Here is a 25,545-nt window from a genome sequence, read left to right as displayed (position 1 = left end):
GATTATGCTTTGCCGAAATAGCGCAGCAAAGGCAGCCCATCAGGGCGCAGTGCTGGCGTGATGCGCGAGGTATGCACCACCGGCGTCGCCTCGTGGGTGATAAAGCGGTACGCACCACTTTCTTCCATCATGTCCTGCGCACGGCGATACATCTCGTCGCGCTTGGCCACATCAGATTCAGCGCTTGCAGCGGCGTGCAGCGCATCGAATTCCGGGTTGCGGAAACGTTCCCAGTTCCAGATGCCCGCCTGTTCAGTGGTGAACCATGCTGTCGCATAGGACGGATCAGGGGCCATCGAAAAGCGGTTGAGCACCAGTTGCAGATCAGGGTTGTCACCGCTGGCCCAGAAGGCACCGGATTCCAGCAGGTTAATCTCAACCGTGATGCCAATCTGCGACAGCGTGGCCTGAATGATCTGTGCGGTGGTGGTGAATTCGGTCTTGTTCAGCACGTCAAGCGCAAGCGTCACATTGGTTTCACCAGATTCCGCCAGCAATTCCGCCGCCTTGGCAAAATCCGCCTCGGGGGCGACCATTTCGGTCGGGCGATGCCCGATCAGGCCAGGGGCGATGATGCCGGTCGACGGGGCCACTGCACCGAAATAGGCCGCTTGCAGGATCGACGGCACGTCGATGGCGTGCTGAATCGCCTGCCGCAGCTTGATGTTCTGCAATTTGGGATGATCAAGGTTCATCCCCAACCAGACGTAATAGAGCGACGGATTCTCGATCAGTGATCCGCCATTCGGCACGCCTGCACGGTACCGTTCGACCGAACCCAGCGAGACGCGGGTCAGGTCCAACTCGCCCGCATCAAAGGCGATCTCGGCGGTGTTTTCATCGTCAATCGGCAGAATTTCGATGGTATCCCACGCCGGTGCGTCGCCCTTCCAGTCTGGGTTGCGCTTCAGCACGGTCTTTTCCTTGGCGCTCCAGCTGTCGCGCAGGTAAGGGCCGGATTCCGCTACCGGGTCGGTACCGATGCGCCCGCCCGCAGCCTCTGTCGCGGCCTTGGACACGATGTTGCCGGTGATGTACGGCAGCGCGATGGTCCAGATTGGTGCAAAGGGATCGTTCAGCACGATTGTGCCTTCGCGTTCGCCTGTAACCTCAACATGGCTTAGCGGGCCCATGTCCGGTTTGTTGGGGGATTCAGTGGCGTCCGCAATGATCCGCTCGAACGAATATTTGACGTCCTCTGCCGTCATCGCGCCGTGTCCGTTGGTAAACCCGATATCATCACGAAGGGCGAATTTGATGTGGGTCGGATCGGCCTGTTCGATCATCGCCGCCGCATCCATCTGCCAGCCCCATTCAGTGCCCGGCGTATACTGGATCAGCTTGTTGTAGACAGAGGCATGGATGTTTTCATCCACCACCCCAACGCTGTGCGCGGGGTCCATTGTGCTCAGGTCGCCATAGGACCGCACCCGCAGCACGCCATCGGCCTGCGCCATCGCTCGCGATGCAAATCCCATCGGCAGCAATGATGCGGCACCCAGCGCCGTCGCCCCTTTCAGGAAATTCCTGCGGCCAACAGCGGCCTTCTTCCATTCGATTTTCATATCAATTCTCCTTGTTGGTGGTTCAAAGAAGCCCGCGTGGGATGGTCTGCGACCATTCTTTTGTCAGGACTTCGGTTTTGGTTGCGCCTTCAACAGCGCGCAGATTGCGGTGCAGGTAGAAATTTTCTGCATCGCAGGTCATTGTATTTTCGGTGTTGATCTCAACTTCCCAGTCGCCGCGCCTGTAGGTGAAAACCCAGTGCGCGTCGAACCGCGCGCTGGCCCCGTCATCGGGATGAATGGTGTACCGGGTGCTGACCTGACTGCCCGCCTCCAGCCCATTTCTCGCAAGGCGTGTTGCGCCGAAATCGTCAAAGCTTTCCTGAATGATCTGGCCGCCCGGGTCCGTGGTTGTTGCCGCCCGCGATGAGGGCGCGCGCAAAGTATCGGCCTCAATTGTCGGAAAGGCGCGGGGCGCGCCGGGGGCCGCTGTTGCGATCTCGGATGCCACGGACCGCACCGGCAGATCCAGCGCGCAATCCGCCAGATCAAGCGTGATCCGGGCGGGTTTCGGTGATGGCCAGACGATCGGCCAATAGCTGCTGGACAGTGCCAGCCGCAACCGATGACCTGCCCGCAGGTGATGCGCGCAAGCGTTCAGGGCAAACCGGGCGGTGTAGCGTTGCCCCGGGATCAGGGCCTGCGGGGTTTCGTGGCTGTCATGATGGGTTAGATTGAAGGGCCTGTAGGTGATCCGCTGGGACACGCCATCGGGCGACACATCACACAGGCGCGCAACAATCTGTGCGACGGGCTGGTCCACGGTAAAGGAAAGCGCAAGCTCTGCCCGCCCCATCAGTTCCAGCGGTGCCTCCAGCGGCAGATCAAAACAGACCGATGCCGCATCGTCGTCCTGCTGGTCGCCTGCCAATTCATTGTCGATGCGCATCCCGGGGCAGAAGTATCCGCTGGCCTTTCCGACGCTGAGCGCGGTCGCCACAGTCATCTCGCCCGTGGTCGGCTGATCGGCCAACATGCCTGCGCCCGGATACACCCGCCGCATTCTGACATTCGGCGATGGCCAGCTTGCTTCCGCGATCCAGCGGCCCTTGCGGGGTTTATTGGTGGCCGTGGGGTCGAAATGCTCTTGCATGAAGGCGCGGTAATCGGGCAGGTCTTCGGCCCCGTTCTGTTCGCCCTTCAGCCAGCGGTCGAACCAGCCGGTCACCTCTGAATGCATATCCGCAGCGCCCAGCTTGGACAGATGGGCATAGCGATGCTCCCACGGGCCAAGCAATGCCTTGGCGGGGGCTTTCATGTTCTCGACCAGTTGCGCAGGCGCGTTGACATAGGCATCCGCCCAGCCGGTGACCGCCAGAACAGGCACCTGAATGCGGCTGTAATCCTCGCAGACAGACCCATGTTTCCAGAATCCGTCGCGGGTCGGATGGGCCAGCCAGTCGGCAGCCATGAATGGCAGCTTCTCCATCCGTTCGATCCAGTCCGCACGCCAGTCAGGTCGGTTGGCCGGGTCTGGTGGGCGCGACTGATAGGCAAACATCGTTCCCGCCCAGCCGGCATTATCGCTTAGCAGGCAGCCGCCCATGAAGTGGATGTCATCGGCATAGCGATCGGTGGTCGAGGCAATCGAGACGACAGCCTTCAGCGCTTGAGGCTGACGATGGGCCAGTTGCAGCCCGTTGAAGCCGCCCCATGAAATGCCGATCATCCCGACCTTGCCATCGGACCAGTCCTGTGCCGCGATCCAGGCAAGCACCGCTTCCCCATCGCGCAACTCCTGCTCGGAATATTCGTCGTCAAAAAGCCCATCAGAATCGCCGGTCCCGGCAATGTCGACGCGTAGGCAGGCATAGCCGGCTTCGGCAAAGACGGCATGGGTCGTTGCATCGCGCGCAGCCGTGCCGTCGCCCTTGCGATAGGGGAGGTATTCAAGAATACAGGGAAACGGCCCTTTGCCCTGCGGCATCCACATATGCGCCGCCAGACGCCGCCCATCGGGCAGATCGATCCAGAAATTGTCGGTCACTGCGATTCGCTGCATTTGCTTCCCCCATGAATGCTCAGTGAGAAGAATGCAGGCACGTGTTTCTTACAATCACGCGAGTTTACGCTAGACTAAGCAAGTGTTAGCAGTATTGCATATAGTTGCTTATGGATTTGACCCATGAATGAAAATTTCGCAAAAAATCTGAGGCACATATGTGCAGAGCGGGTTTCGACCGCGCAAATCTGCCGGGAAATCGGGATCAACCCGCAGCAGTTCAACCGTTATCTCAGCGGGGCGGGCATGCCATCAGCGCATAATCTGCGGCGGATCGCGCTCTATTTTGATGTCATGGAACATCTGCTTCTTTCCGACAACGCGACATTTGTTGCTGCACGGGGGCATCTGAACCGGAACCGCCCATCGGTGCACAAGGACCCCTTTGCAAATGCCTTCCCCGGCGATTTGGCACGGCTCAGGCACTATGCCGGTGCCTATCATATCCACTTTCTGACACCGTCCTGGCCTGATCATATCATGATTGGTGCAACCTTCATCGACGAAGAGAACGGCCAGATGAACACGCGGACGATTGAACGCGGACGGGGACCGTCACAGGAACGTCTGCAACGCACACGTTATGATGGTCGCTGCAGCTTCCATGGCAGCCGCATCTTTGTGGTCGAATTTGAAAGTGAACAGGAAGGGTCGATCACCGAGACGGTGCTTTATCCGGCACACCGCCAGCAAAGAACCTATTTGCGTGGTATGACCCTGGGCCTCGCATGGCGCCCGCGGCGCATGCCCTATTCCTCCCGGGCCATCTGGAAAAAGATTGAGAGCCGTGTATCTCTGCGCAGCGCACTGGAAAAATGCGGCATCTATCCGGTCAACCACGCGTCTATCGACCCGACCATCCGTAACTTCCTGCTCGAGAAAACGGGAATGGCTGGAGAGGAATAGGCGCAAGGCACCCTGCAAGGGGTGACCCGCATCAATCGTTGTCGGTCAGGCCCGCACCAGCGCCCCGCGCGCGGCTTTCGTCAGTTGCGGGTGCAAATGTCCGGTGCGCAAATCGGCTGAGTGTCGCCCAGCATTCGGACGATACCTGTGCCCTGATCACTGGCTCTTTTGGGCCATCCATGACAGCGGGTGCCGAAACGGTCATCAGGGGCGTGTGATCCGCAGACAGCCCGTCCTCCCCTTCGGTACAAAGCTGATGGCCGTCTGTTGTCAGCCGCACGCCATCCCAGGCCACCGAAACCGGGGTTTTCAGACGCAGCGCCGCACCGCCAAGGAACGGCACAACCAGCAAGGGATAGCTGACACTTTGCAATTGGATTTGCCCCAACGCCAGCAGACGCCCGGCGCAATCACTGAGCGACGCGCCCGAGATCAGCGGGCTCATGCGGCCCGCCGGTGCCTTCCAGACGCCTTCAAGTGACACTGGCGAAACGTCAATTTCGGCGCGGCGGTCGTTGAGTTCCAGCAGGTTGGCCAGCAATTGCGGCCCCGGCAGGTCAAAGGAGGCAAGCCACCGCGTACCTTTCGCCGCTTCCTCGGCCAATCCCCAAGACAACCCCGATCCACGCGCCGCGCGCTTGCTCAGCGCCTCAATCTCGTTCAGCGAATAGGTCATGTGCTGGCCTCCGTCACGTCGGGATAAATCCAGAAATCGGCGTTGTCCGGGCTCAGTTCGTCCGGATAGGGCGCATTGCCATAGAGGCAGATACGCACCCAGCGGTCAGACCGTGGGTCAAACTGCGTGGCCCCAAAGAACGACAATTTGCAGCGCAGCATGTCAATCGGCAGGATGGTGCTGCTGATCGTGTTGTCGCGAATTTCAGCATAGGGCGCGCGGCCCACGATCTGAACCCGGCGCACCGTATGACGATGGCGGGGATGGCGCAGCAGGAATTCAGCGATCTGCACGTCATCGGGCCAATGGGTCAGCGCCTCGAACAGGGCCGCCGCATCCCGACCGGGGGCCAGCGGTTGTTCGTATTCCTCAATCGGCTCTTCAAAGCGTTCGCCAAGGCGCGGCTCCAGCTTTTCCTCGGACACATACCAGGCGCGCGCCTTGTTCGCAGGCATTTTCCAGTCGGTATCCAGCGCCCAGCCATAAATGTCGGCAATCTGCTTGCGCATCGCACCAACAGTCATCCCGCCTGAAATCCGGAAATTGGCGTTTGTATCAGCGGCCATGCGGGCAGCAAGGTGATCCACCTTCGCGCCGTAAGGTTCAAGCATCAGGGAGGCCAGCCATTCCTGCCCTTCAGAGGTCAGGTTGGCGACAGCCCATTGAAAGAGCCGGTCCCATGGGTGGCTGTCCGAAAAGGAGAACCCGTCCAGATAGGTCGTAATGCTGGCAAGATCAGCACGCAGATCGGCAAGCTTTTTCACTTGCGCAGGATGATCTGACCGCCATGCGGCGATGGTCGTCTGACTGCGTTGCACCAGTTCGCGAAACAGCGTCACCTCAGCCGGGGTCGCCGTTTCGATGTCGCGCACCAGTCGGATCGCCTCTTCGCGGGCGGTGATCCAGTTGTTGAACAACAAAGGATGGTTGAGCAGAAATGGTGCCATGCCCAGACCTGTTGAATTACCGATGCCAAGGGACCTTGCGATGCCCGGATCAAGTGCGGCTGCGGTTTGTCCGGCGGCGGCGGCGCGGGTATCGGCCATATGCTGCACCAGATCGCGTACGAACCAGCGGGTCAGGAAAACCGACAGCATCTCAACCTGAAACGGGGACTGAAACTCGGGCCGGTCGGCGAGCATTTCGCGGTCAGCGGCACCCAGCTTGCCCGACCCATAGACCGCCGTGGTGCGCATCAGATACCCTACGGCCTCGATCTGATCCGTGTCGGGCTGCTGACCAGCGGCCAGTTGCGAGACCACATGTTCCCACAGCCGCACGGACCGGTTTGCCCGCGACACAGACAGTTCGCGGCTGGTGACGCGGCCCGCCTCCTGGAGCGGAATATTTTGCGACAGGCGCGCGATATCGGCATCCGTCGGCACCCCATCAAAGAGCGTGAATGTCGCATCCCATGCCTCGGCAATGACCCGGTCAGAGCGGCTTTCGGGCGGCAGATCGTGGGCGAAAGCCACGAGAGAATAACTGTGATCCGGCCCGTGGGCGGTATAGACCGCGTGGCCGACGCCGATGTCATCCACGTCAAAGGCGGTCTGTTCAAACCGCCAGCCTTCGCTGGCAAGTCGGCGGGTCAAGACGCGCATGAAGGACAGGCGCGACTGATGAAAACTGCCCAACCGGGCAAGGCGCATCACGAGATTTGGATCGCGGAGTTCTATGGCAGACATGGCATCCTCATCTGGTTTCAAAGCAAAGTGGAATGTCCGGGCGGCAGGGGCCGCCCGGACAAGGGTAACATCAGAGCTGCTTGCCCTTGGCAATCGTGATGCGCAGCGCGTCCCAAAGCGAGGGCAGCAGGATCAGTGACACCGGCACCGCTGTCACCACGATAAAGCTTTGCAGCTTGGACACACCGCCCGATCCGACAGAGATCAGGATGATCGCCATGATCCCCATGGTCACACCCCAGAACACCCGGATCGCAGCAGGCGGCATGTCACCATCGCTCATTGTAGAGGCGATGACATAACTCATCGAGTCGCCCGTGGTTGCCACAAAGATCGTGGTCAGGATCAGAAACAGCACCGAGACGACAAAGCCAAGCGGCAGGTTGGTGGTAATGGCCAGCAAGGCCGCAGGCAGGTTGAACCCTTCGAAGGCCGCCGAGATGGTGCCCGGCTCTGCCAGTTCCATCGAAATGCCCGTGCCGCCGATGATGGTGAACCAGAAGTTGGTGACGATGGGTGCGACGATGGACAGCATGATGATGATCGACCGGATGGACCGGCCCCGCGAAATGCGCGCGATGAACATCGCCATCAGCGGGCCATAACCCATGAACCAGCCCCAGAAGAACACGGTCCACCAGCCCAGCCAGCCCGGCGCACCGAACACAGCCGCATCACCCCGGAACAACGCCATCTGGAAAAAGTTGCCCAGATAGGTGGCAAAGCCCGAAAAGAACGATCCAAAGATGAACCCGGTGGGCCCTGCAATCAGGATGAACAGCAACAGCGCTGCGGCAAGGATAACGTTGATCTTGGACAACAGCTGAATACCGCGCGAAAGACCGGTCATCGCAGAGATTGTGTAGATGATGGTCAGCCCGACGATCACAGTTGCCTGCATTGCAAAACCGTCGCTGAAGCCGAAGAGCGCGGACATGCCATAGCTGACCTGCAAGCCAAGAAAGCCGATCGGCCCCACGGTTCCGGCGACCACCGCGATGATGGAAGCCGCATCCGCAATCAGGCCAATCGGGCCGTTGATCGCGCGGTCGCCAAAGACCGGATAGAGCAGCGTGCGCGGGGCCAGCGGAAGGCCTTTTTCATAGTGGTAATGCATCAGCATCACGGTGCTGAGCGAGCCCAGAATGGCCCAGGCGAGAAAGCCCCAGTGCATGAAACTTTGCGCCATGGCGGGATTGACAGCGGCCTCTGTGGCCCCCTCTGCCCCATAAAGCGGTGGTGAGGACAGGAAATGCGCAATCGGCTCACCTGCGGCCCAGAACACGCCGCCGCCCGCAAGCAGCGTACACATGATCATCGAGCCCCACTGGAACACGGTGAATTCCGGCACGGCCAAACCGCCCATGATGGCGCGACCACCGGGCAGAACGCACAGCACCAGACCAATCAGGAATGTGGCCAGCAACAGGATCTGCCAGTAAAGGCCAAAATAAGTCGCTGCAAAGTTGAAGCCCCAGTCGACAGCCGCCGATAGGGCGTCGAGGTTGAAAAGCGCCAAAAGACAGAAGGCCGCGATAAAGCCCCCCGAGATTGCAAAAAGCGGTTTGTTGAAACCGGTCCCGACTGGGGTTCCGGTGATGGGCGTGTCTGACATTATTACCTCCCGTAAATGCCAAGTGCCTGCCTGTCCCCTGCCCTTTTGGCAGCGGGTCCAGACCGGCTATTTCTGATGGGGTGTGAAGTTTTCCGCGTAGAATTTGTACCAGTTGCCGCCCATGATCCCGGCGACCTCATGCTTGCTCATGCCGGTGGCCAACAAGCCGTTTTCGATATTCCCGAAATCGCGGTTGTCGTTGAACCAGTCTGGCATTGGCGGGAAACCCGCCGCCGAGGCGGAGCCTTCGCCATAGTCGATTTCCTTGGTCCAGCGCCCGACGCGCATCCATTCGACGATGCTGTCGGGCTGATCCTGACAGAGGTCCGTGCCGATACCGAGGTGTTCGGCACCGAATTTCTCAGCCGTGCGCGCGATCATCTCGCAGAAGCTTTCCAGCGTGCAGGCGGATTTGCCTTTCAGGTGATGCGGATAGACAGAAAAGCCCAGCATGCCGCCGTTTTGCGTCACCGCGCGGATCACATCGTCCTTCTTGTTGCGTAGCGCGGGCGACCAGTCATAGGGATTGGCGTGCGTGATCGCGATGGGCCGCTGCGACAGATCTGCCGCCTCGATGGTGGACCGATCTGCCGAATGGCTCATGTCGATGACCAGCCCGACGCGGTTCATTTCCTTGATGACCTGTTTGCCCATGCGGGTGATGCCACTGTCTTCAGCCTCATAACACCCGGTCGCCAGCAGCGACTGGTTGTTGTAGGTCAGCTGCATGAAGCGCGCACCCAGCGTGTGCAAAATCTCGATCAGCCCGATGTCGTCTTCCATCGGTGACGGGTTCTGAAAGCCGAAAAACACCGCCGTGCGCCCGGTTTCGCGGGCGATGTCGATGTCGCTGGCCCATTGGCCCTTCATGATCAGATCGGGGAATTGTTCGAACCAGCGGTTCCACTGCTCAAAGTTCAGCACCGTTTCGCGAAATGTCTCATGATAGGCGATGGTGACGTGAATCGCATCCACCTTGCCCTCGCGCAACTGGCGGAAAATCTTTTCCGACCAGTTGGCATATTGCAGGTTGTCGATGCGCATCAGAGTGGTGTCCCGGCAGCGATATAGGCGGTCTTGACGGTGGTGTAGAATTCCGCCGCCGCCTTGCCCTGTTCGCGCGGCCCGTAGGAACTGTCCCCACGCCCGCCAAAGGGCACGTGATAATCGGTGCCTGCGGTCGGCAGGTTCACGGTAACCACACCGGTACGCGCATTGCGGCGGAAGTGCGTGGCGCGGGCAAGGCTCTGCGTGACGATGCCGGAGGTCAGGCCAAAATTGGTGTCATTGACGGTGGCCAAAGCCTCGTCATAGCTGCCGACCTTGATGACACTTGTCAGAGGGGCAAACATTTCCTCGCGGTTGATGCGCATATCGTTGGTGGTGTTCAGGAACACGCCGGGGCTCATGTAATAGCCCTGATGCGGCATATCCAGCCGGACGCCACCGCAGGCCAGTTCGGCCCCTTCGGACTGACCCAGTTCAACGTATTTGAGGTTCTCGGCCAGTTGCTCTGCGCTGACAATCGGGCCCATCTGCACGCCCGCTTCCATCGCATGACCGACTTTCATGGCTTTCGCTCCGGCCACCAGTTTTTCGACAAAGGCATCGTGGATGCCGGCATGCACCACGAGACGCGACGACGCTGTGCATTTCTGACCTGAGCCGCCAAAGGCTCCGCCAAGCGCCAGTGTCACCGCCAGATCAAGGTCCGCATCGTCCATCACGGCCAAGGCGTTCTTTGATCCCATCTCGGCCTGAATTTTGGTAAAGTTCTGCACTGCTGCCGTGGCGATGCCGCGGCCTACCGGCACAGAGCCAGTAAAGGAAATCGCGTTGATCTTCGAACTTTCGACCAGACGCTGGCCAATGGTGCGCCCTGCCCCCATCACCAGAGAGAACAGACCCTTGGGAATATCCTGACGGTCGATGATTTCTGCCAGTGCCACCGCAGATGCGGGGGTCACGTTCGCGGGCTTCCACACAACGGCGTTGCCATAGCACAGCGCCGGAGCGATTTTCCACGATGCTGTGGCAGTCGGGAAATTCCACGGGCTGATGATGGCGACCACACCGACCGGCTCGCGGCGCACGTCAACTTCGACGCCGGGGCGCACGGAATCGGCGTTTTCGCCCAGCTGGCGCAGGCATTCGGCGGCGTAGTAGGTAAAGAACTGACCGGCGCGGTACACTTCACCCTTGCCTTCGGCCAGAGGTTTGCCCTCTTCACGGCTGAGCAATGTGCCCAGTTCTTCCGCACGTGCCATCATCTCGTTGCCGATCGCCATCAGGACCGCTTGCTTGCGCTCCATCCCGTAGGCCGCCCATTCCACCTGTGCCACGCGCGCTTGGTCCAGTGTTGCATCCAACTGCGCGGCATCTGCCTGCGCGAACAGGCCGACGATATCGCTCAGGTCCGACGGGTTCACATTTTCAATCTCGCCTTCGCCCGCTGCCCATGCGCCGGCTATCAGGTTTTTGTGAAGTGTGCTCATGTCGTCTTTTCCCCGCTGGTTTTCGAAATACCCACGGTGATTGACATCAGATGCCGATTCACTCAATCTCAAATAACTTGAGTATAATTCAGGAAAAATGAAGTGGCGCTGAAGATTGAAATGTTTCGCTGCCTGTCAGCCGTCGCCAGAAGCGGAAATCTGAAAGACGGGGCCGAATTCCTGTCCAAGACCCCTTCTGCCGTTTCCATGACCCTCAAGCAACTTGAGGAACATCTTGGCCAAAATCTGTTCGAAAAGGACCGCAAGAACAAACTGACTCCGGTTGGGGCCTTTGTGCTGGAACAGGCCGAACGCGAGTTGCAGCATTTTGACATGACGGTCAGGGCCATTCACGATTACGCCTATGCCCGCAAAGGCCATGTGCGGCTAGCTGTGGTGCCTTCGGTCGCGGGAACAGTCATGCCGCGCTATTATGCGGAAAACCGGGACGCTCTGGCATCCATTCATCTGGAAGTGCGGGACATGGATTCAGCCTCGGTTCTGCAGGAATTGTACTGGGGCCGGGTGGACATCGGTATTGCGACCTTCCGGGATTCGAGTATGGGGCTGGCAAGCACGCTGCTTATGTCTGATCGTTTTGGTGTCGTTGCCGCGCCTGATCATCCCATTGCGGCGCAAACCGGGCCTGTGGACTGGTCGGATTTGCGCCCGGATCAATTGATTGCCAACAGTCTGTCCGCCAATATCGCCAACCCGCAATGCCGGGACCTGCATGCAAAGGCCAACCTGTCGGCGCATAATATGACCTCAATTCTGGCGATGGTCCGGGCCAATATCGGGGTGACGATCCTGCCGGAAATGGCGGTTTGGCCGTTCCAACCCGACACCCTGGTTTTCCGCCACCTCAACGATCCGACAGCAAAGCGTCAAATTCATCTGTTGCGTAAGTCAGAAACAGCCCAGTCCCCCGCAGAAGAGATGGTCGCCAACGGGATCGCCGCAACAGTCCGCAGCATTTCGTTTGATCAGGGACGGTCAAACTGACGCCACCTTTCGTTTTGCCGCAACGATTGCATCACGGTCTCAATGGGCGTGAACAAAATTCAGAAATTCTGAATTCAAGTACACAAATTCGCGTTTGACTGAAGTGCTACTTTGAGTGAAATAACGCTCATTCTTATAACACCTCAGATGGAATCATCCAATGTCCACGACCCTCAGAAAAATCGGCGGCTCTGCCAGGTTCTCTGCAATCGCATCACATGGCGGGCAGGTTCACCTTGCCGGTCAGGTTTCGCAACTGAAAGACGGCGACATCATCGCCCAGTCAGACGACGTCTTTGCCAAGGTCGATGCCCTTCTGGCAGAAGCCGGAACGGATCGTGGTCAGATCATTTCCGTGCAGGTCTGGCTGTCGGATATGGGCGACTACGCCGGGTTCAATCAGGCGTGGGACAGCTGGGTCAGCGGGATTGCACCCCCGACACGGGTCTGTGTTGAAGCACGCCTTGCGCAACCGTTTTACAAGGTCGAACTTCTGGTGATCGCTGCGGCCCCTGTTGAGGCGTTGGCCGGATAAACCCAGCCTATACTGTGCTGACAGATTGCGGGGGGAGCGGGAGATAATTCGTTCCCCCCGCTGCGTTCAGTCCGGATAGTGCAGCACCTTGATTTCCTGATAGTCTTCCAATCCGGGCAATCCGCCTTCGCGGCCGTTGCCCGATTGTTTGTAGCCGCCAAAGGGTGAGCCATATCGGAAGGGCGCGCCGTTGATATGCACCGCACCCGCCCGCAGCTTTGACGCCACCCGCTCGGCCCGCGCCTCATCACCGGTCTGGACGTAAGCCGCAAGGCCATAAGGGGTGTCATTGGCAATGGCGATGGCGTCGGCCTCATCCTCGAATGGGATGATAACAAGCACCGGACCGAAGATTTCTTCCTGCGCAATGCGCATTTCGTTACGGACATCGGCAAAAATGGTCGGTTTCGCGAACCATCCCACATTCAACCCTTCTGGCCGACCCAGCCCCCCCGCGAGCAAGGTTGCCCCCTCGTCCAGCCCGAGTTGGATCATGGACTGCACCCGGTCAAACTGGATCTTGTCAAAGAGCGGGCCGATGTGGTCGCCCTCCTGCGCAGGGTCGCCCACCTTGATTGCCCCACAAGCCGCCTTGGCGATGACCAAGGCCCGGTCATAGCAGGACCGCTGCACCAAAAGACGGGTTGGCGCGTCGCAGGACTGACCGGTGTTCACCATGCAGGCCTGTACAGATTCCGTGACCTGCGTCTCAAGATCGCAGTCGTCAAACACAAGGTTGGGCGACTTGCTGCCCAGCTCCAGCGTGACACGTTTGACGGTATCGGCGGCGTCTTTGGTGATCGCGATCCCGGCGCGCAGGGAGCCGGTGAACGACATCATCTGAATGTCCGGATGCCGCGACAGGGCCGCGCCGACCGTGGGGCCATCGCCGTAGATCAGGTTGAAAACGCCGGGGGGAAAGCCTGCGGCCTCGATGATCTCGGCATAGATCATCGCGGAGAGCGGCGTGTATTCCGAGGGTTTCAGCACACAGGTGCAGCCCGTCGCCAGCGCCGGAATGACCTTCAGCGCGATCTGGTTGATTGGCCAGTTCCACGGTGTGATCAATCCGCAGACCCCGATAGGTTCACGCAGTTGAACATCGCCATTTGCAAGCGTTTCGCGGGCGTCCTGCCCCCGCAATGTTTCAATGAAGGCTTCCAGATGGCCGATACCTGCGTCCGCCTGCGCCTCGCGTGCCAGTGTGATCGGCGCGCCCATCTCCTGACGCATGGCCTGTGCAAGGTCTTCGGTGCGGCTGCGGGTCTCTTTCAGCAACGCCTCCAGCAATTCCAGCCGCTCTGCCTGTGTTGTCTGGCCATAGCTGTCAAAGGCGGATACCGCCGCCGCAACAGCCGCGTCCACATCGCGCTGATCGCCCAGAATGATCTGGCCAATCTGCGCTTCGGTGGCCGGGTTGGTTACCGCAAACGTGCGGTCCGAGTGCGGCTGGACCCACTTGCCGCCGATAAAGAACTTGTCCAGATTTTCCATGACGACTCCTGTATCGGCGGCCAGTTGTGTTTTGTGCGGTCAGCCTATTCGGCGACCAGCCGGGTTGCGCCACGCGGCACCACTTCATACCCCGGCTCTTCGGGTTCATCGTCGGTCATCTCGGCCGGGAAGCCATCTGCCAGAATCGACAGGCCCGTGGCATCTTCCAACCTGCGAATGATGTCGTCAGATTGTGCACGGCTGCCATAGCGTTTTTGCCCATCCTTGAATATCTCGATCATCAGCGGGCTGATTTCGAGCGGGATGTCATGCTGTTCCGCGATCTTGTGAAACAGGCCGATATCCTTGAGCACCAGATCCATGGTGAACGAAATATCGCGGCTGCCGTTCAGAATGACCTGACCTTCGGTTTCAGCGACAAAGGATGTGCCAGACGAGATCGTGATCGCCTCATAGGTGGTGGCCATGTCCATGCCCGCGGCTTTCATTGTCACCATCGCCTCGCAAAGGGTCAGCAGGTTGGCGGTGGCCAGATAGTTTGTCATTACCTTGAGCACCGACGCAGACCCAATAGGACCTGTGTGCAACACGCGCCGGCCCAAAGTGGTCAGCATCGGCAACATGCGCTCAAAAGTATCCCGGTCACAGCCCGCAAAGATCGAGATGTTGCCCGTCGCCGCACGGTGGCAGCCGCCCGAAACCGGGCATTCGATGGGGGCGGCCCCGGTGGCGCGCACCAGTTCCGCGATGCGTTTAACCTCGGTCTCATCTGTGGTCGACATCTCGGCCCAGATCTTGCCTTCGCTCAGCCCGGCGATCACGCCATCGGCGGCTTCCATCACGTCGCTACAGGCGGCGGGCGACGGCAGGCAGGTGATGATAACATCGCACATCTCAGCAAGTTCTTTGGGGCTGTCCGCGCTGTCCGCACCACGGGCAACAAAACCATCCACAAAGTCCTGGTTCAGATCCCGCACGGTCAGATCATACCCATTGCGCAGGATAGACCCGGCAAGTTTGCCGCCAACGTTCCCAAGTCCGATAAATCCGATTTTCATGTCCAACTTCTCCGACAAAGGGTTCATTCCGAAAAGGTGTATTCGACGTCGCTGAACGCGTTCTGGGCAAAACCATAGGCGAATGACACGCCCTCTGGCCCCGCCTCAAAGCTGTGTTCGGCGTTGCCGGGGATAAACACGGCCGATCCGCTTGTGACGGGGTTGGCAACACCCTCCAGCATCACAACGCCCGACCCGGACATAACAAAGTAAAACTCGGCGGGCGGATGGCGGTGGGGGGCCAAAACGCCACCCGCCGGGATCTGGGCCACACCCAGTACCACCTCAGCAGACTCCATCCGGTCGCTTGAGATCAGGGTCTTCCAGGTAGCGCCACCGTATTGGGGCCCAAAGCCGGTCTCGATTGGCAGGTCATCCGCGTGCACAACATGCCGGCAGATTGGGACGTTGTCGTTGGCGATGACGTCGCTCATGAAATTTTCAACGTACGGTGCGGTGGTCAACATGTCTGGTACTTCCCATGTGTTGGTGTGGGTAATGCTTTGTGGACATGTTATTCCGCCATTTCATCAAAAATCAAAATGAGTAATAATGCCAAAGATACCCAAATAAATTTGGTGATAGAAATGCTGAACCGAACGCCCAATCTGATCTGGCTCCGCAGCTTTGAGGCCTCTGCCCGTTTGCTGAATTTCACCGAGGCTGGCCGCGAACTGGGTCTGACGCAGACGGCAATCAGCCTGCACATCAGGACGTTGGAAGACACGCTGGGATGCAAGCTCTTTATCCGCAAGGCGCGGCACCTGTCACTCAGCGCAGTTGGTGAGGCGTACCTTTATACCGTGCGGGACGCTCTCAATGCGATCGACACTGCCACGCTCAGCCTTTTTGGACCCCAGTCGCGGGGCACGATCACCGTCCGCGCCCCGATTTCCACCGCAACGCTGTGGCTGGCACCCTATCTGCCGCAGTTCACCAAGGACTATCCCGGCATCAATATCCGGCTGGTCTCAACCATCTGGGCCACGTCGATTTCGGACGAAGATGTGGATGTGGATATCCGTCAGGGGCTGGGACACTGGCCGGGATTTGAAGCCGAGAAAATCTCGACTGAGACGATTGTACCCATTCGACAAGCAGCACCTGCGCGCACAACGAATGGCGCATTCATTCAGGTGCTTGGCAATGAAAACATGCGAAAGATCTACGTTGCCGCGCAGCCCCGGGACCCGATTGGCGCGCTTACACAAATCACTGTGGACACCACCGTTGCCGCCGTTTCGCTTGTCGCATCGGGCGGGGGGCACTCTGTCGTTCAGGAACGATTTGCACGTCAGGCCATTGCCGCCGGTGTGACTATCGCGATCTCCGGTCCGCCGGTTCCCTTCCCGCAATCGCACTACTTTATGCAGGGCAAAACGCAAAAGGCGCACCGGCCTGAGGTCGAGGTCTTTAAGAGCTGGCTGCGTGGGATTTTTGCAGATTAACTCAGCGCAAAACCCGTGATCCACCCGGTACAATCGCGCCGGGTGAATCTTTGATTTCAAAGGTAGCGCCCTCAGAACATACCGTTTTCATGCGCGAATTCGGTCGGGATGGCCTGCACGGCGTCCCAGTGCTCCACGATCATGCCGTCTTCAACACGCCATATGTCATAAAAGGCGGTGGGCGTGCCGTCATAGACACCCTCGGCCTGGGTAAAGACAAAGTTGCCTTCGGCGACAACATTGTGCAGCTCTGAATACCAGAACGAAATGTCGTTTTCGCCCAGATAGGCGATAAAGCCTTTCAGCCCGTCACGGGTGTCTGAAACGAACGGATTGTGCTGCATGTACTCAGGCGCGATGTAGCTGTCGATCTTGTCGATTTCGCCCTTCATCAGCACATCCGTCACCAGCGCAGTGACCAGCGCCTTGTTGGCGTCGGTCTTATCCAGATCCGTGATTTCGGTTGCGCCATCGGTCATTGACCGACCACTTGCGGTTTCAGTGACGGTTTCCTGAATGCTGTCCCAATGTTCGGCGATCTTGCCGTCTTCAAAGCGGAACACATCAATGATCACCTTGGGGCCAAAGAATTCAGCCTCCTGATGGATGACAACAAAATCGTCATCCGCGATGACATGCACCGGGTTGACAGAAACCGGCGGGTCGAGGGCTTCCAGAAAGCCGACAAATCCCAGCAGACCTTCGCGGCCATCAGCGGCCTGCGGGTTGTGCTGGATGTAACCTTCGGCCACATGGGTCATGATGTAATCGCGGTCGCCCTTGGCAAGGCCCTGCTCCAGCAAGCCCAGCGCGATGTCCTTGTTTGCGGCGGGATCGGCGGCTGCAGAAAGACCGGTCAGGGCAACCGCTGCGACAGCGGTTGCGGTGCGAAAGATCGTGTTCATCTGATTCTCCTTGAATGAATGCTTGCCCGATTGCCGGGCGTGCTGTAGGTCTATTCAAGCTAATTACTTTTAGTAAGTAGGCACTTTTTAGTAACTGGATTAAAGATGAAACGACGCGAAGAAATTGAGCAAGAACTGGGGCTTGACCTGTGTCCGATCCGCACTGTGCTGGCCCAGATCGGCGATAAATGGAGCCTTCTGGTGATTTTGATGCTGCGGGACGGGGAATACCGATTCTCTGCGATCCAGCGTGCGATCCCTGATATCTCGCAACGCATGCTGACCCAGACCCTGCGCAAGCTGGAGCGGGATGGGCTGGTGCGCCGGACGGTCACGCCCAGCATTCCACCGCGTGTGGATTATGCGATCACCGAACTGGGTCAGTCGCTGTTTGCGCCCATCGGGGCGATGGCACAATGGGCCGTCGAAAAGCAGCCCGAAATTGTGAAGGCGCGCAGCGTTTATGATGCGGCTTCATAGGTGAGGCCGGGGCAAGACCCGCGGCCACACAGTCTGATATAGGAGAACACCTCTTGAATGTCGGTGTATTCGGCAGGTCCTTTATCGCCGAACTCAACCCCGATGCCAGCAGATTTGACGCCGTCAAAAGGCGCATTGGGTAGGATCGCCTTTCAGCGTCAGCCTCTGAGGAAGTTCCTCAGGCGAATTGAAGATCAACCTCCTGGCTGATCTGACATGCTGCACTTACAGCTTCTTCATTTTGATCTTCACTGAAGCACTGCCTGATCGGGTCGCTCAAAGGCCCGATGGCCTCCCCCTATTGAAAGGTTCACGTGCGGGAGCATCGCGGCGGAAATTGCAGCAACTGCCGGTTTATAGACAATCTTATCCTTAACGAGTCATTCACCTGACAGCGCCTAAATCCTCACCAGTAACACGTTGATGCCAGACTTAGGCCGCCTTTCAAAAAAAACGGCTGCGGCTGCTGGTCCATGGGTCGGCCAAGATTTTAGCGGTGAGATTACAGTCCAATGGCGACAAACACATTTGAAGCATTCTACCTTGGTATCTTTTCCGATCTCGACCCGAATGAGAGCAATTGGCAGGCAGAAAACTCCAGTTCTCTGCTTGGCCTGACCTTCGGCGGGTCAGATGCACCGCTTTATGACAGCATCGATAGCCTGACGACCGATGACGCCAACAACGATGGTGCCATCCGCGAAAACGACAACGGGCAGGCTGGCGAAAACCTGATATTTGGTGGTGTTGCTTCCACGCTCGACAGTGTCATCGAGTACAACGTGACACTCACCTATGTCGATGGCACCACGGCGACGACGAAAATTGTGCTGCTGCAGGACGCTTCCGGCCGGGTCTTTCTGGCCCCGTATATTGCGGGCAGTGGATCCAACACGGCCTTGGGAGCCAAGCCGATTGAATCAATAACGCTCGATTCAGTCGCTGGCGACAATTTCGGCGGCGTGGTTGCCAATACCGAGCAGGACGCCTTTATCGACGGCACGGTCGATGGCACCGCTGGCAATGACAATATGGGGACCAGCTATTCCGACGCGGATGGCACCCAGATGAACGCCTATGGTGGCGATGATACTGTTGATGCGGGTGCAGGCAATGACACCATCGATTCAGGCGGCGGGAATGATCTGATTTCGGGCGGGAGCGGAGCGGACAGCATTTCCGGTGGAGGTGGCGATGACACGATCGACGGTGGCACAGGCGATGACACGATCGGAGGCGGAGGTGGAGACGATCTGATTTTTGGCGGCGACGGCAACGATTCAATCACCGACAACGGCGCATCTTCGCAAGACACGATTGATGGCGGTGCGGGCAACGACAGCATTTACGCAGGTGGCGGCAATGACCTGATCTACGGTGGCACCGGGTCTGACACCATCGACGGCCACGACGGTGATGACACGATCTATGGCGGCGAGGACCCCGCGACATCCGTGGGCGGGTCAAACACCGTCGGCACCAGCTATACCGTCATCCACCTTGGGTCCGGCAGCGCAATTGATGACAACGAAGGCAACTTTGGCAACGAAAACGCGGGCGCGCTTTTGGGGTCCTATGGGGGTGCGGGCGATGAGCTTTATAAGACACTCCAGAATGCAATTGTCTCGGACGACAACGCCAACACGCGGATAGATTTCGATCACGATCCAGCGCCCGAAACGATCAACATCGGGGGTCAGGACAAGCTGATCGACTCAGCGGTGGTCTATAATGCGACCGTCACTTTTACCGATGCGACCACCGGCACCTTTACCGCTGTTGTGATCCAGACCACGGACGGCGAAGTGTACGTGATGCCGGAGTTGACGAACAACGCCGACAACACGCTGCTGACCAGCAAACCCATTCAAGGCATATCTCTTGATACGGTCAATACCAGCTTTTCTAACGTCACCGCAGCGCGACTGGATGCAGACTATGCGTTGCCCGGTGACAGCGATACCTCTGCTGACGTTATTGACGGCGGCGCGGGCAATGATCAGATCTATGGCGGGGCTGGCAGAGATACCATCGATGGCGGGACGGGTGACGACCACCTGGACGGCGGCGATGATCAGGACAGGTTCATTGTCGAAGACGGGTTCGGCAACGACACCATCGTCGGCGGCGAAGGTGGTACTGACTATGATATCATCAGGCTGGACAACCTGACAGGGCCAGTCACGGTTACCTTCACGGGCGAAGAATCGGGGACCATCACGGATGGCACCGATACGATTTCCTTTAGTGAGATCGAAGAAGTTACCGGCACCAATCAGGGCGACCTTTTTGATCTGTCCGGGCGCACGGATGACAACTCTTATGTCTCTTCCAGCGGCGGCGACGATACGATCATCGGCGGCTCGGGCCAGGACGACCTGCGCGGCGGCGACGGCAACGATTCAATCGAAGGCGGCGCGGGCGGCGGCAATCTGGAGGGCGGCGCTGGCAACGATACAGTCACCGGCGGAAGCGGCAATGAAGACATTTACGGCGGTACGGGCGATGACAGCCTGTCAGGCGGCGGCGGCGATGACTGGTTTTCCGCCGGTTCAGGTGCCGACACTGTCGAAGGCGGCGCAGGCGATGACTATACCGAATTGCAGGGCGACACGGACCGCGATCTGGTGGTGTTCAGCGACGGCGATGGCAACGACACGATCTCTGGCTTTGACCTGACCGACAGTGGTGACGGCACGACCGTGGATCAGTTTGATCTGTCCGGGCTGACAGATGCCGGTGGCAATCCGGTCAACTATTATGATGCGGTGATCACCGACACCATCGGTGATGGTACGGGTGATGCGATTCTCAGTTTCCCGAATGGGGAAACCATCACACTGGTTGGCATTCAGCCTTCGCAGGTCGACAGCCAACAACAGTTTTTCGCGATGGGCATCAGCTGTTTCACTGCGGGGACGATGATAAGGACACCAACAGGCGAAACCCCAGTTGAGGATCTGCGCCCGGGCGACATGGTTACAACACTGGAACACGGGGACGAGCCCGTGCGCTGGACCGCCTGCTCAGAAGTGGCTGTTGAAAAGGCCCCTTTGCCTGATGACGTGCTTCCGGTCAGGATCAAACCGGGCGTCATGGGAAACCGGCGGGCGCTTGTGGTGTCGCCACAACATTGCATCCTATTGCGCACTGAAGATACTTCGACGCCATACTATGTGCGTGCAAAGCACCTCGCAGAGGAATCCCATCTGGCCTCTTTTGCACGGGGGCGTCGGTGCGTGACCTATGCACATGTTCTTTTGGATCAGCATGCAACCCTGATTTCCAACGACATCCCAAGCGAAAGCTTTTACCCCGGCCCCATGGCTTTGAAAACGATGTCAGCACTCAACCGAATGACCCTGTTCGCCCTCCTGCCCGACCTCGCCGCCAAGCCAGTCGAAAATGCCTATGGCGCGCGTGCATTGCCTGTCCTGAAACGGCGCGAAGTACGCCAGTTGATCGCGGAAAGCCTTCTGGTCAGGCCGCGCGCGATGGAGGCCAAACCAAAACCCTGCCAGCCGAATTATGGACAGGCGCACGCCAGTCAGGCGTAGGCAAAGGTAACACGCCCCAAATTCCGTTGCTGCAAACGGATCATTCGCAAGCCTCAATTCAGCGCTGAGATATCTTCTTTCAGACCGTGTGATGGAAGTCACGTTTCCTCGACGGGTCTTTGGGCACCTCCCGCAGGAGCATAGGGTTGCGATAGGCTGCGGTGAGCGGTTCCCGCTGTTCAACCCAAGAAGACTGAGCCCCCCCCAACCGATCTTGATGGCATTGGTTCGGGTATTTTTGGTGCATCCGCAGCGGGGAAATTCGATCGCGACATATGTCACCCAATCGTCAGGGAAACGATCCCCAAAAGTCGGAATTCAGCAGCAAACCTGGAAGAAAGAAAGCATACTGGCTTGAGTTTTGGTTACTGGAAAAGACCTGAGACATGCTCAAAATTCTGGGATGGGCGGATTATGAAGCCGGATTGAGTATCGCATTTGATCGGTTTCAAAATGAGACCGGAAATGTGGTATCCGACCATGGCGTGCCCAATCAGGATGAGATGCACGCGGTTGCCCAAACACGCGCCTTTGACGTGGCCTGCCCCACCACCAACAGATTGGCCAGTTGGGTCAACAGCGGATTGATCGGCGCACTTGATGAGGTTCGGATCGGCTACAATCGCATAGATCCGGCTTTCTACGCCGATGCGCAAACCATCATTGACGGCAAACGAATGGGATCGCCGAACATTTGGGGCGGCGCGGGTATCGGGCACCATCCTGATCTTGCTCCGCTTGACCCAAACCGCGTCAGCCTGATGGACCTTTTCGATCCAGCCTATGCAGGTCGCTTGGCCATGCGCGAGGACACTGCATTTGTCGCAGCTGGTCGCGCATTGGAAGCTCTCGATCAGTTGCCCTACCCCTTTGACCATTCCTACAATCGCCCCGGTTGAAGGCGCAAATTGCTCTCTTCAGAACTTCGTTATGTCAGCCCACGCCGACCCCGGCCCGGCGCAGGACTGGTTTGGCTGGGTGAACGCCCCGACAGGCAGCGCCCTTTACGCGGACGCTTTGGGCGTTAACCCTTGCGCATTGGGCGCAATTGGCCACATGCCGCAAAACATGCTAAAATTTATCGCCCGCGCCTATCAGGCAGAGGCGTTGGCAGAATTGTGTTGGCAGCCGGAACAGCCGGTCTGGTTTGTAAAGAGCCGGGAAGCCTATGTGCGCAAGTACCGAGACCCGGCAGGCAAGTGAGCATGTTGCCCCCAACAGCTTTCACCATCGGGCAGTTGACCATCACGGCGCTCGTCATGGGGCAAATCAACGATACCCTAGGCCGCTGGTTCGATGCGGCTCTACCGGCGTTGCCAGATCGACCCGCCAACATGCCGGTGATCTGTGTGCATGTGTCCGGGCCATTCGGACGAGCTGTTCAATGCCGAGGATATCTGCTGCAATCAGGTCATGCCTGGCTGGAAAAGCCCGTGAATCGCGGGTTTTTGACCCGCTTAAACGCTGTGGAAAAGCTGATGCGTTGTCGAGATAACACCAGGCGAATGAACAGACAAATGGCCATGGCTACCCCAGAAAATCCTGGATCAGAGAATTGAAGAGGTCCGGTTTTTCAAGATGAAGCGCATGGGCGGTTCCGGGCACGACAGAAAGCTGCACGTCAGGGATGCTTGTCCAAAGCGATTGTACCTGAGGCCAGCGATAGGATTTATCAGAGTCGCCCCATATCACCAAAGTGGGCATCGGCAGGCCGGACAACGCGGCGCGCCCGTCCCAATTCGCCATGGCCTCAAGTGCCGACATCGCAGCCTGCTCACTTGCCCGCGCGCCAATTTCGACCAAAAGCGGGAAGCCCGCTGCATCGCTGCCAGCCTTGAGCCATGTCGCCCCAATGCGTTTGATCGTGGTTGTGACGCCGTCGTCACGCAGCCGTTCGCGCGAGACTTCGATAGGTTCAAACCGGTCAGGCATCAGACCAAGGGGGCCGGTACCATAAAGCACCAACTTCAGCACAGCGTCGGGGCGATCTGCGGCAATCTGCTGGGCGATCATCCCGCCCATCGAGTGACCCAGCAGGACAAATTCCTTGACGCCGAGATCGTCCAGTAATCCACACACCGCCCCGGCCATCCCCGCGATTGTGTCACAGCCCGGCAAATCGGCAGCAGCGCCAAAGCCCGGCAGATCAGGTGCAATCACGTCAAATTGGCCGCTGAAATGCGCGATCTCTCGCCGCCATTGCGCCGATCCACCAAGATAACCGTGGACCAGCACAAGGACGGGGCCGGACCCTGCGCGCTGATAAGGTAAGCTTGCCATCAGCGCATCTGCTCGGGCAGCCACAACGCCACTTGTGGAGAGACGATCAGGATCGCGATCAGCAGGATCATAGCACCAATGAACGGCAGGCAGCCCATGATAACGTCACCGATTGTGACCTCGTCCCGACTGATGGCTTGGATCACATAGAGGTTGAGCCCGACCGGTGGCGTCAGCACCGCGATCTCCATCGTGATGGTATAAACTACACCGAACCAGATCAGATCAAATCCGGCGGCATCCATCAAAGGATAGATCGTCGGAAGCGTGATAAACGTCATCGAAACTGGTTCGAGGAACATGCCAAGGATGATGTAGAATACCAACACGATGGCCAGAACCGTGAACGCCGACAGCTCATAGGACAGGAACAATTCGGTGAACTGCTGGGGCACACGGTAGTAGGTCAGGACAAATCCAAACAACACACCCGCTGACAACAGCAAACCCAGATACCCCATCGTCCGCATGGTGGCGAAAATGGAATCCATGAACCCTTGCCACGTCAGCCCGCCGACCCAAAAGGCCAGCACAACGGTCAGCAAGGCGGCAACAGCCGCTGCCTCTGTTGGTGTGGCGATGCCTGCATAGATCGCAACGGTGATCACAAGACCGATCAGCACAACAGGACCAACGGTGCTGATGATCATCCTTAGGGGCATCTTTGTTGCGTCTTCGCTGCCGGGAATATCCTCGGGTTTCAGAATGCCCCAGATCAGAACAACGACAACAAAGCTTGAGACCAGAATGAGGCCGGGAATGACACCCGCGATGAACAAATCCCCGATGCTCTGGTCTGTGACGATCCCGTAAAAGAGCAAGATCAGGCTGGGTGGAATTAGCACCGACAGCGTACCACCCGCCGCCAGCACACCGCTCGACAGACGTTTGCCATACCCGAGCCTGAGCATTTCAGGCAGGGCCACACCGCCGATGGTCAAAGCGCCGACCATGGACGATCCGCAGACCGCGCCAAACCCTGCGCTGGCACCGATTGAGCCGTAGGCGGCCGATCCCTTGATCCGCACACCTTGGTGCAGGAATTGATAAAGGTTCGGACCGATATTCGATTTGCCTATGAGTTCGCCCAGAAAGACAAACAGCGGCACCGCCAGCAGAATATAATCAATCCATACCCCCCAAAGTTTGAGTTCGGACGAGACGATTGAGGTGCTCCATCCCTGAATTTGCCACAGAAAAGGAAGCGATGCAGCGGCAAGGGCAAAGGGGATCGGCAGGCCGATTGTGATGAAAAGCATCAAGAGACCAAGAAGGCCAAGACCAACAGTATACCATTCCATTAGAGATCTCCTGAGGGGGCCGGCGTGCGGATCAGACGGATCAGACGCAACGCGGTGTAAAGGGAAAATATGACCAGCGAAAAGGCACCCGGTGCCCAAAACCAATAGCGCGGCCAATGCAAAATCTCTGAGGCGACGCCCGAGTTGAACGCGCGGATAGTGGCACTTACACCAGCGTAGGCAAAAAAGCTGCCGACGCCGAGCATCAGGATGTGGTTTATGATGTCAAAGGCACGCCTCAGGCCGGGTCGCAATCGGTCGGTCAACATGGTGACTTTGGGAAAGGCATCTTCGCGCATCGCAAAGGCAAGCCCGGTAAATGCGACAGGAAAAAGCAGCAACGCGGTTGCTTCGGTCACCATGCGATCAGGTTTACCAAGCCCGTAGCGGACAAAGACGCCGTAAGAAATCCATAACATCTGCACCAGCACGATGACGGCACCAAGACCAGCAAGCCAAACAACAGCACGCTCAACGGAACCAATCAGACGATCAAACCCATCACCCATGACATACCTCACTTTGAAAAATGAAAAGTTGGCGGCCCCTCAAACCAGAGGGACCACCACCGGGA

At 58.3% G+C, this 25,545-nt stretch carries 23 protein-coding genes; 9 read left to right on the top strand and 14 right to left on the bottom strand.

Translation table 11 applies throughout. The features are described 5' to 3' along the window. Positions 1-2: 2 nt before the first annotated feature. Entirely contained in the window at positions 3-1,565 is a 1,563-nt protein-coding gene (locus C1J02_RS08005) for an ABC transporter substrate-binding protein (RefSeq protein WP_114878097.1), read from the bottom strand. A gap of 22 nt (positions 1,566-1,587) precedes the next feature. Continuing rightward, a complete protein-coding gene (locus C1J02_RS08000; RefSeq protein ID WP_114878096.1) occupies positions 1,588-3,567 on the bottom strand; it encodes a CocE/NonD family hydrolase in 1,980 nt (659 codons plus the stop codon). 123 nt (positions 3,568-3,690) lie between these two features. Here C1J02_RS08000 and C1J02_RS07995 point away from each other — a divergent pair, with 123 nt between their 5' ends. Continuing rightward, the gene (locus tag C1J02_RS07995) at positions 3,691-4,473 is read left to right on the top strand and encodes a helix-turn-helix transcriptional regulator (RefSeq protein WP_114878095.1); all 783 of its coding nucleotides are present in this window, start codon (positions 3,691-3,693) and stop codon (positions 4,471-4,473) included. A 31-nt stretch (positions 4,474-4,504) separates the two neighbouring features. Here the strand turns inward: C1J02_RS07995 and C1J02_RS07990 are convergent, their stop codons facing one another. From C1J02_RS07990 to C1J02_RS07970, 5 genes are all read right to left on the bottom strand, one after another. Then, a complete protein-coding gene (locus tag C1J02_RS07990) occupies positions 4,505-5,149 on the bottom strand; it encodes a DUF3726 domain-containing protein (protein WP_114878094.1) in 645 nt (214 codons plus the stop codon). After that, positions 5,146-6,837, bottom strand: coding sequence for a hypothetical protein (locus C1J02_RS07985; RefSeq protein WP_114878093.1), 1,692 nt, complete (start codon positions 6,835-6,837; stop codon positions 5,146-5,148). The genes C1J02_RS07990 and C1J02_RS07985 overlap by 4 nt, the downstream gene beginning before the upstream one ends. A gap of 70 nt (positions 6,838-6,907) precedes the next feature. Next, on the bottom strand, positions 6,908-8,452 hold the full coding sequence (locus C1J02_RS07980) for a BCCT family transporter (RefSeq protein ID WP_114878092.1): 1,545 nt from the start codon (positions 8,450-8,452) through the stop codon (positions 6,908-6,910). Between the two features lie 66 nt (positions 8,453-8,518). Further along, on the bottom strand, positions 8,519-9,496 hold the full coding sequence (locus C1J02_RS07975; protein WP_114878091.1) for a membrane dipeptidase: 978 nt from the start codon (positions 9,494-9,496) through the stop codon (positions 8,519-8,521). After that, positions 9,496-10,947 (bottom strand): aldehyde dehydrogenase family protein, encoded by a 1,452-nt coding sequence (locus C1J02_RS07970; protein ID WP_114880461.1) that lies wholly within the window; start codon positions 10,945-10,947, stop codon positions 9,496-9,498. Before C1J02_RS07970 ends, C1J02_RS07975 begins: the two co-directional genes overlap by 1 nt. A gap of 102 nt (positions 10,948-11,049) precedes the next feature. On the opposite strand from C1J02_RS07970, the gene C1J02_RS07965 reads away from it, so the two are divergent. Both C1J02_RS07965 and C1J02_RS07960 read left to right on the top strand, forming a co-directional pair. Beyond that, complete coding sequence (locus C1J02_RS07965) at positions 11,050-11,952, top strand: LysR family transcriptional regulator (RefSeq protein WP_114878090.1); 903 nt, start codon at positions 11,050-11,052, stop codon at positions 11,950-11,952. A 160-nt stretch (positions 11,953-12,112) separates the two neighbouring features. Continuing rightward, complete coding sequence (locus C1J02_RS07960; RefSeq protein ID WP_114878089.1) at positions 12,113-12,487, top strand: RidA family protein; 375 nt, start codon at positions 12,113-12,115, stop codon at positions 12,485-12,487. A gap of 66 nt (positions 12,488-12,553) precedes the next feature. On the opposite strand, the gene C1J02_RS07955 is transcribed toward C1J02_RS07960, so the two are convergent. From C1J02_RS07955 to C1J02_RS07945, 3 genes are read right to left on the bottom strand one after another with little or no spacing between them, the layout of a single operon-like run. Next, positions 12,554-13,981 (bottom strand): aldehyde dehydrogenase family protein, encoded by a 1,428-nt coding sequence (locus C1J02_RS07955; protein ID WP_114878088.1) that lies wholly within the window; start codon positions 13,979-13,981, stop codon positions 12,554-12,556. A 44-nt stretch (positions 13,982-14,025) separates the two neighbouring features. After that, positions 14,026-15,000 carry an NAD(P)-dependent oxidoreductase gene (locus C1J02_RS07950; RefSeq protein WP_114880460.1) on the bottom strand — a complete coding sequence of 325 codons (975 nt, stop codon included), beginning with the start codon at positions 14,998-15,000 and terminating at the stop codon, positions 14,026-14,028. Between the two features lie 23 nt (positions 15,001-15,023). Next, on the bottom strand, positions 15,024-15,434 hold the full coding sequence (locus tag C1J02_RS07945; RefSeq protein ID WP_162798272.1) for a cupin domain-containing protein: 411 nt from the start codon (positions 15,432-15,434) through the stop codon (positions 15,024-15,026). 153 nt (positions 15,435-15,587) lie between these two features. Between C1J02_RS07945 and C1J02_RS07940 the strand changes: the two genes are divergently transcribed. After that, positions 15,588-16,448: a LysR substrate-binding domain-containing protein gene (locus C1J02_RS07940; protein ID WP_114880459.1), complete on the top strand. Its 861-nt coding sequence runs from the start codon at positions 15,588-15,590 to the stop codon at positions 16,446-16,448. Positions 16,449-16,519: 71 nt separating this feature from the next. Here C1J02_RS07940 and C1J02_RS07935 read toward each other — a convergent pair whose 3' ends face one another. Next, the gene (locus tag C1J02_RS07935; protein ID WP_114878086.1) at positions 16,520-17,353 is read right to left on the bottom strand and encodes a nuclear transport factor 2 family protein; all 834 of its coding nucleotides are present in this window, start codon (positions 17,351-17,353) and stop codon (positions 16,520-16,522) included. A gap of 105 nt (positions 17,354-17,458) precedes the next feature. Here C1J02_RS07935 and C1J02_RS07930 point away from each other — a divergent pair, with 105 nt between their 5' ends. From C1J02_RS07930 to C1J02_RS20825, 5 genes are all read left to right on the top strand, one after another. Next, entirely contained in the window at positions 17,459-17,833 is a 375-nt protein-coding gene (locus C1J02_RS07930) for a helix-turn-helix domain-containing protein (RefSeq protein WP_114878085.1), read from the top strand. A gap of 512 nt (positions 17,834-18,345) precedes the next feature. Then, entirely contained in the window at positions 18,346-21,390 is a 3,045-nt protein-coding gene (locus tag C1J02_RS07925; protein ID WP_114878084.1) for a Hint domain-containing protein, read from the top strand. 386 nt (positions 21,391-21,776) lie between these two features. After that, the gene (locus C1J02_RS07920; protein ID WP_114878083.1) at positions 21,777-22,289 is read left to right on the top strand and encodes a hypothetical protein; all 513 of its coding nucleotides are present in this window, start codon (positions 21,777-21,779) and stop codon (positions 22,287-22,289) included. Positions 22,290-22,320: 31 nt separating this feature from the next. After that, complete coding sequence (locus C1J02_RS07915) at positions 22,321-22,593, top strand: hypothetical protein (RefSeq protein WP_114878082.1); 273 nt, start codon at positions 22,321-22,323, stop codon at positions 22,591-22,593. Positions 22,594-22,595: 2 nt separating this feature from the next. Continuing rightward, complete coding sequence (locus C1J02_RS20825; protein WP_162798271.1) at positions 22,596-22,949, top strand: hypothetical protein; 354 nt, start codon at positions 22,596-22,598, stop codon at positions 22,947-22,949. Here the strand turns inward: C1J02_RS20825 and C1J02_RS07910 are convergent. Genes C1J02_RS07910 through C1J02_RS07900 form a run of 3 tightly spaced genes read right to left on the bottom strand, consistent with a single transcriptional unit; the run spans position 22,918 to position 25,480 of the window. Then, positions 22,918-23,670: an alpha/beta fold hydrolase gene (locus C1J02_RS07910; protein ID WP_114878081.1), complete on the bottom strand. Its 753-nt coding sequence runs from the start codon at positions 23,668-23,670 to the stop codon at positions 22,918-22,920. The genes C1J02_RS20825 and C1J02_RS07910 overlap by 32 nt on opposite strands. Next, on the bottom strand, positions 23,670-24,971 hold the full coding sequence (locus C1J02_RS07905) for a TRAP transporter large permease (protein WP_114878080.1): 1,302 nt from the start codon (positions 24,969-24,971) through the stop codon (positions 23,670-23,672). The genes C1J02_RS07910 and C1J02_RS07905 overlap by 1 nt, the downstream gene beginning before the upstream one ends. Beyond that, positions 24,971-25,480, bottom strand: coding sequence for a TRAP transporter small permease (locus tag C1J02_RS07900; protein ID WP_114878079.1), 510 nt, complete (start codon positions 25,478-25,480; stop codon positions 24,971-24,973). The genes C1J02_RS07905 and C1J02_RS07900 overlap by 1 nt, the downstream gene beginning before the upstream one ends. Positions 25,481-25,545 lie beyond the last annotated feature (65 nt).

Source organism: Sulfitobacter sp. SK011 (genome assembly GCF_003352065.1).
Lineage (GTDB): Bacteria > Pseudomonadota > Alphaproteobacteria > Rhodobacterales > Rhodobacteraceae > Sulfitobacter.
Note: the sequence above shows the minus strand (reverse complement) of the source record. Positions and strands in the feature narration are given on the sequence as shown.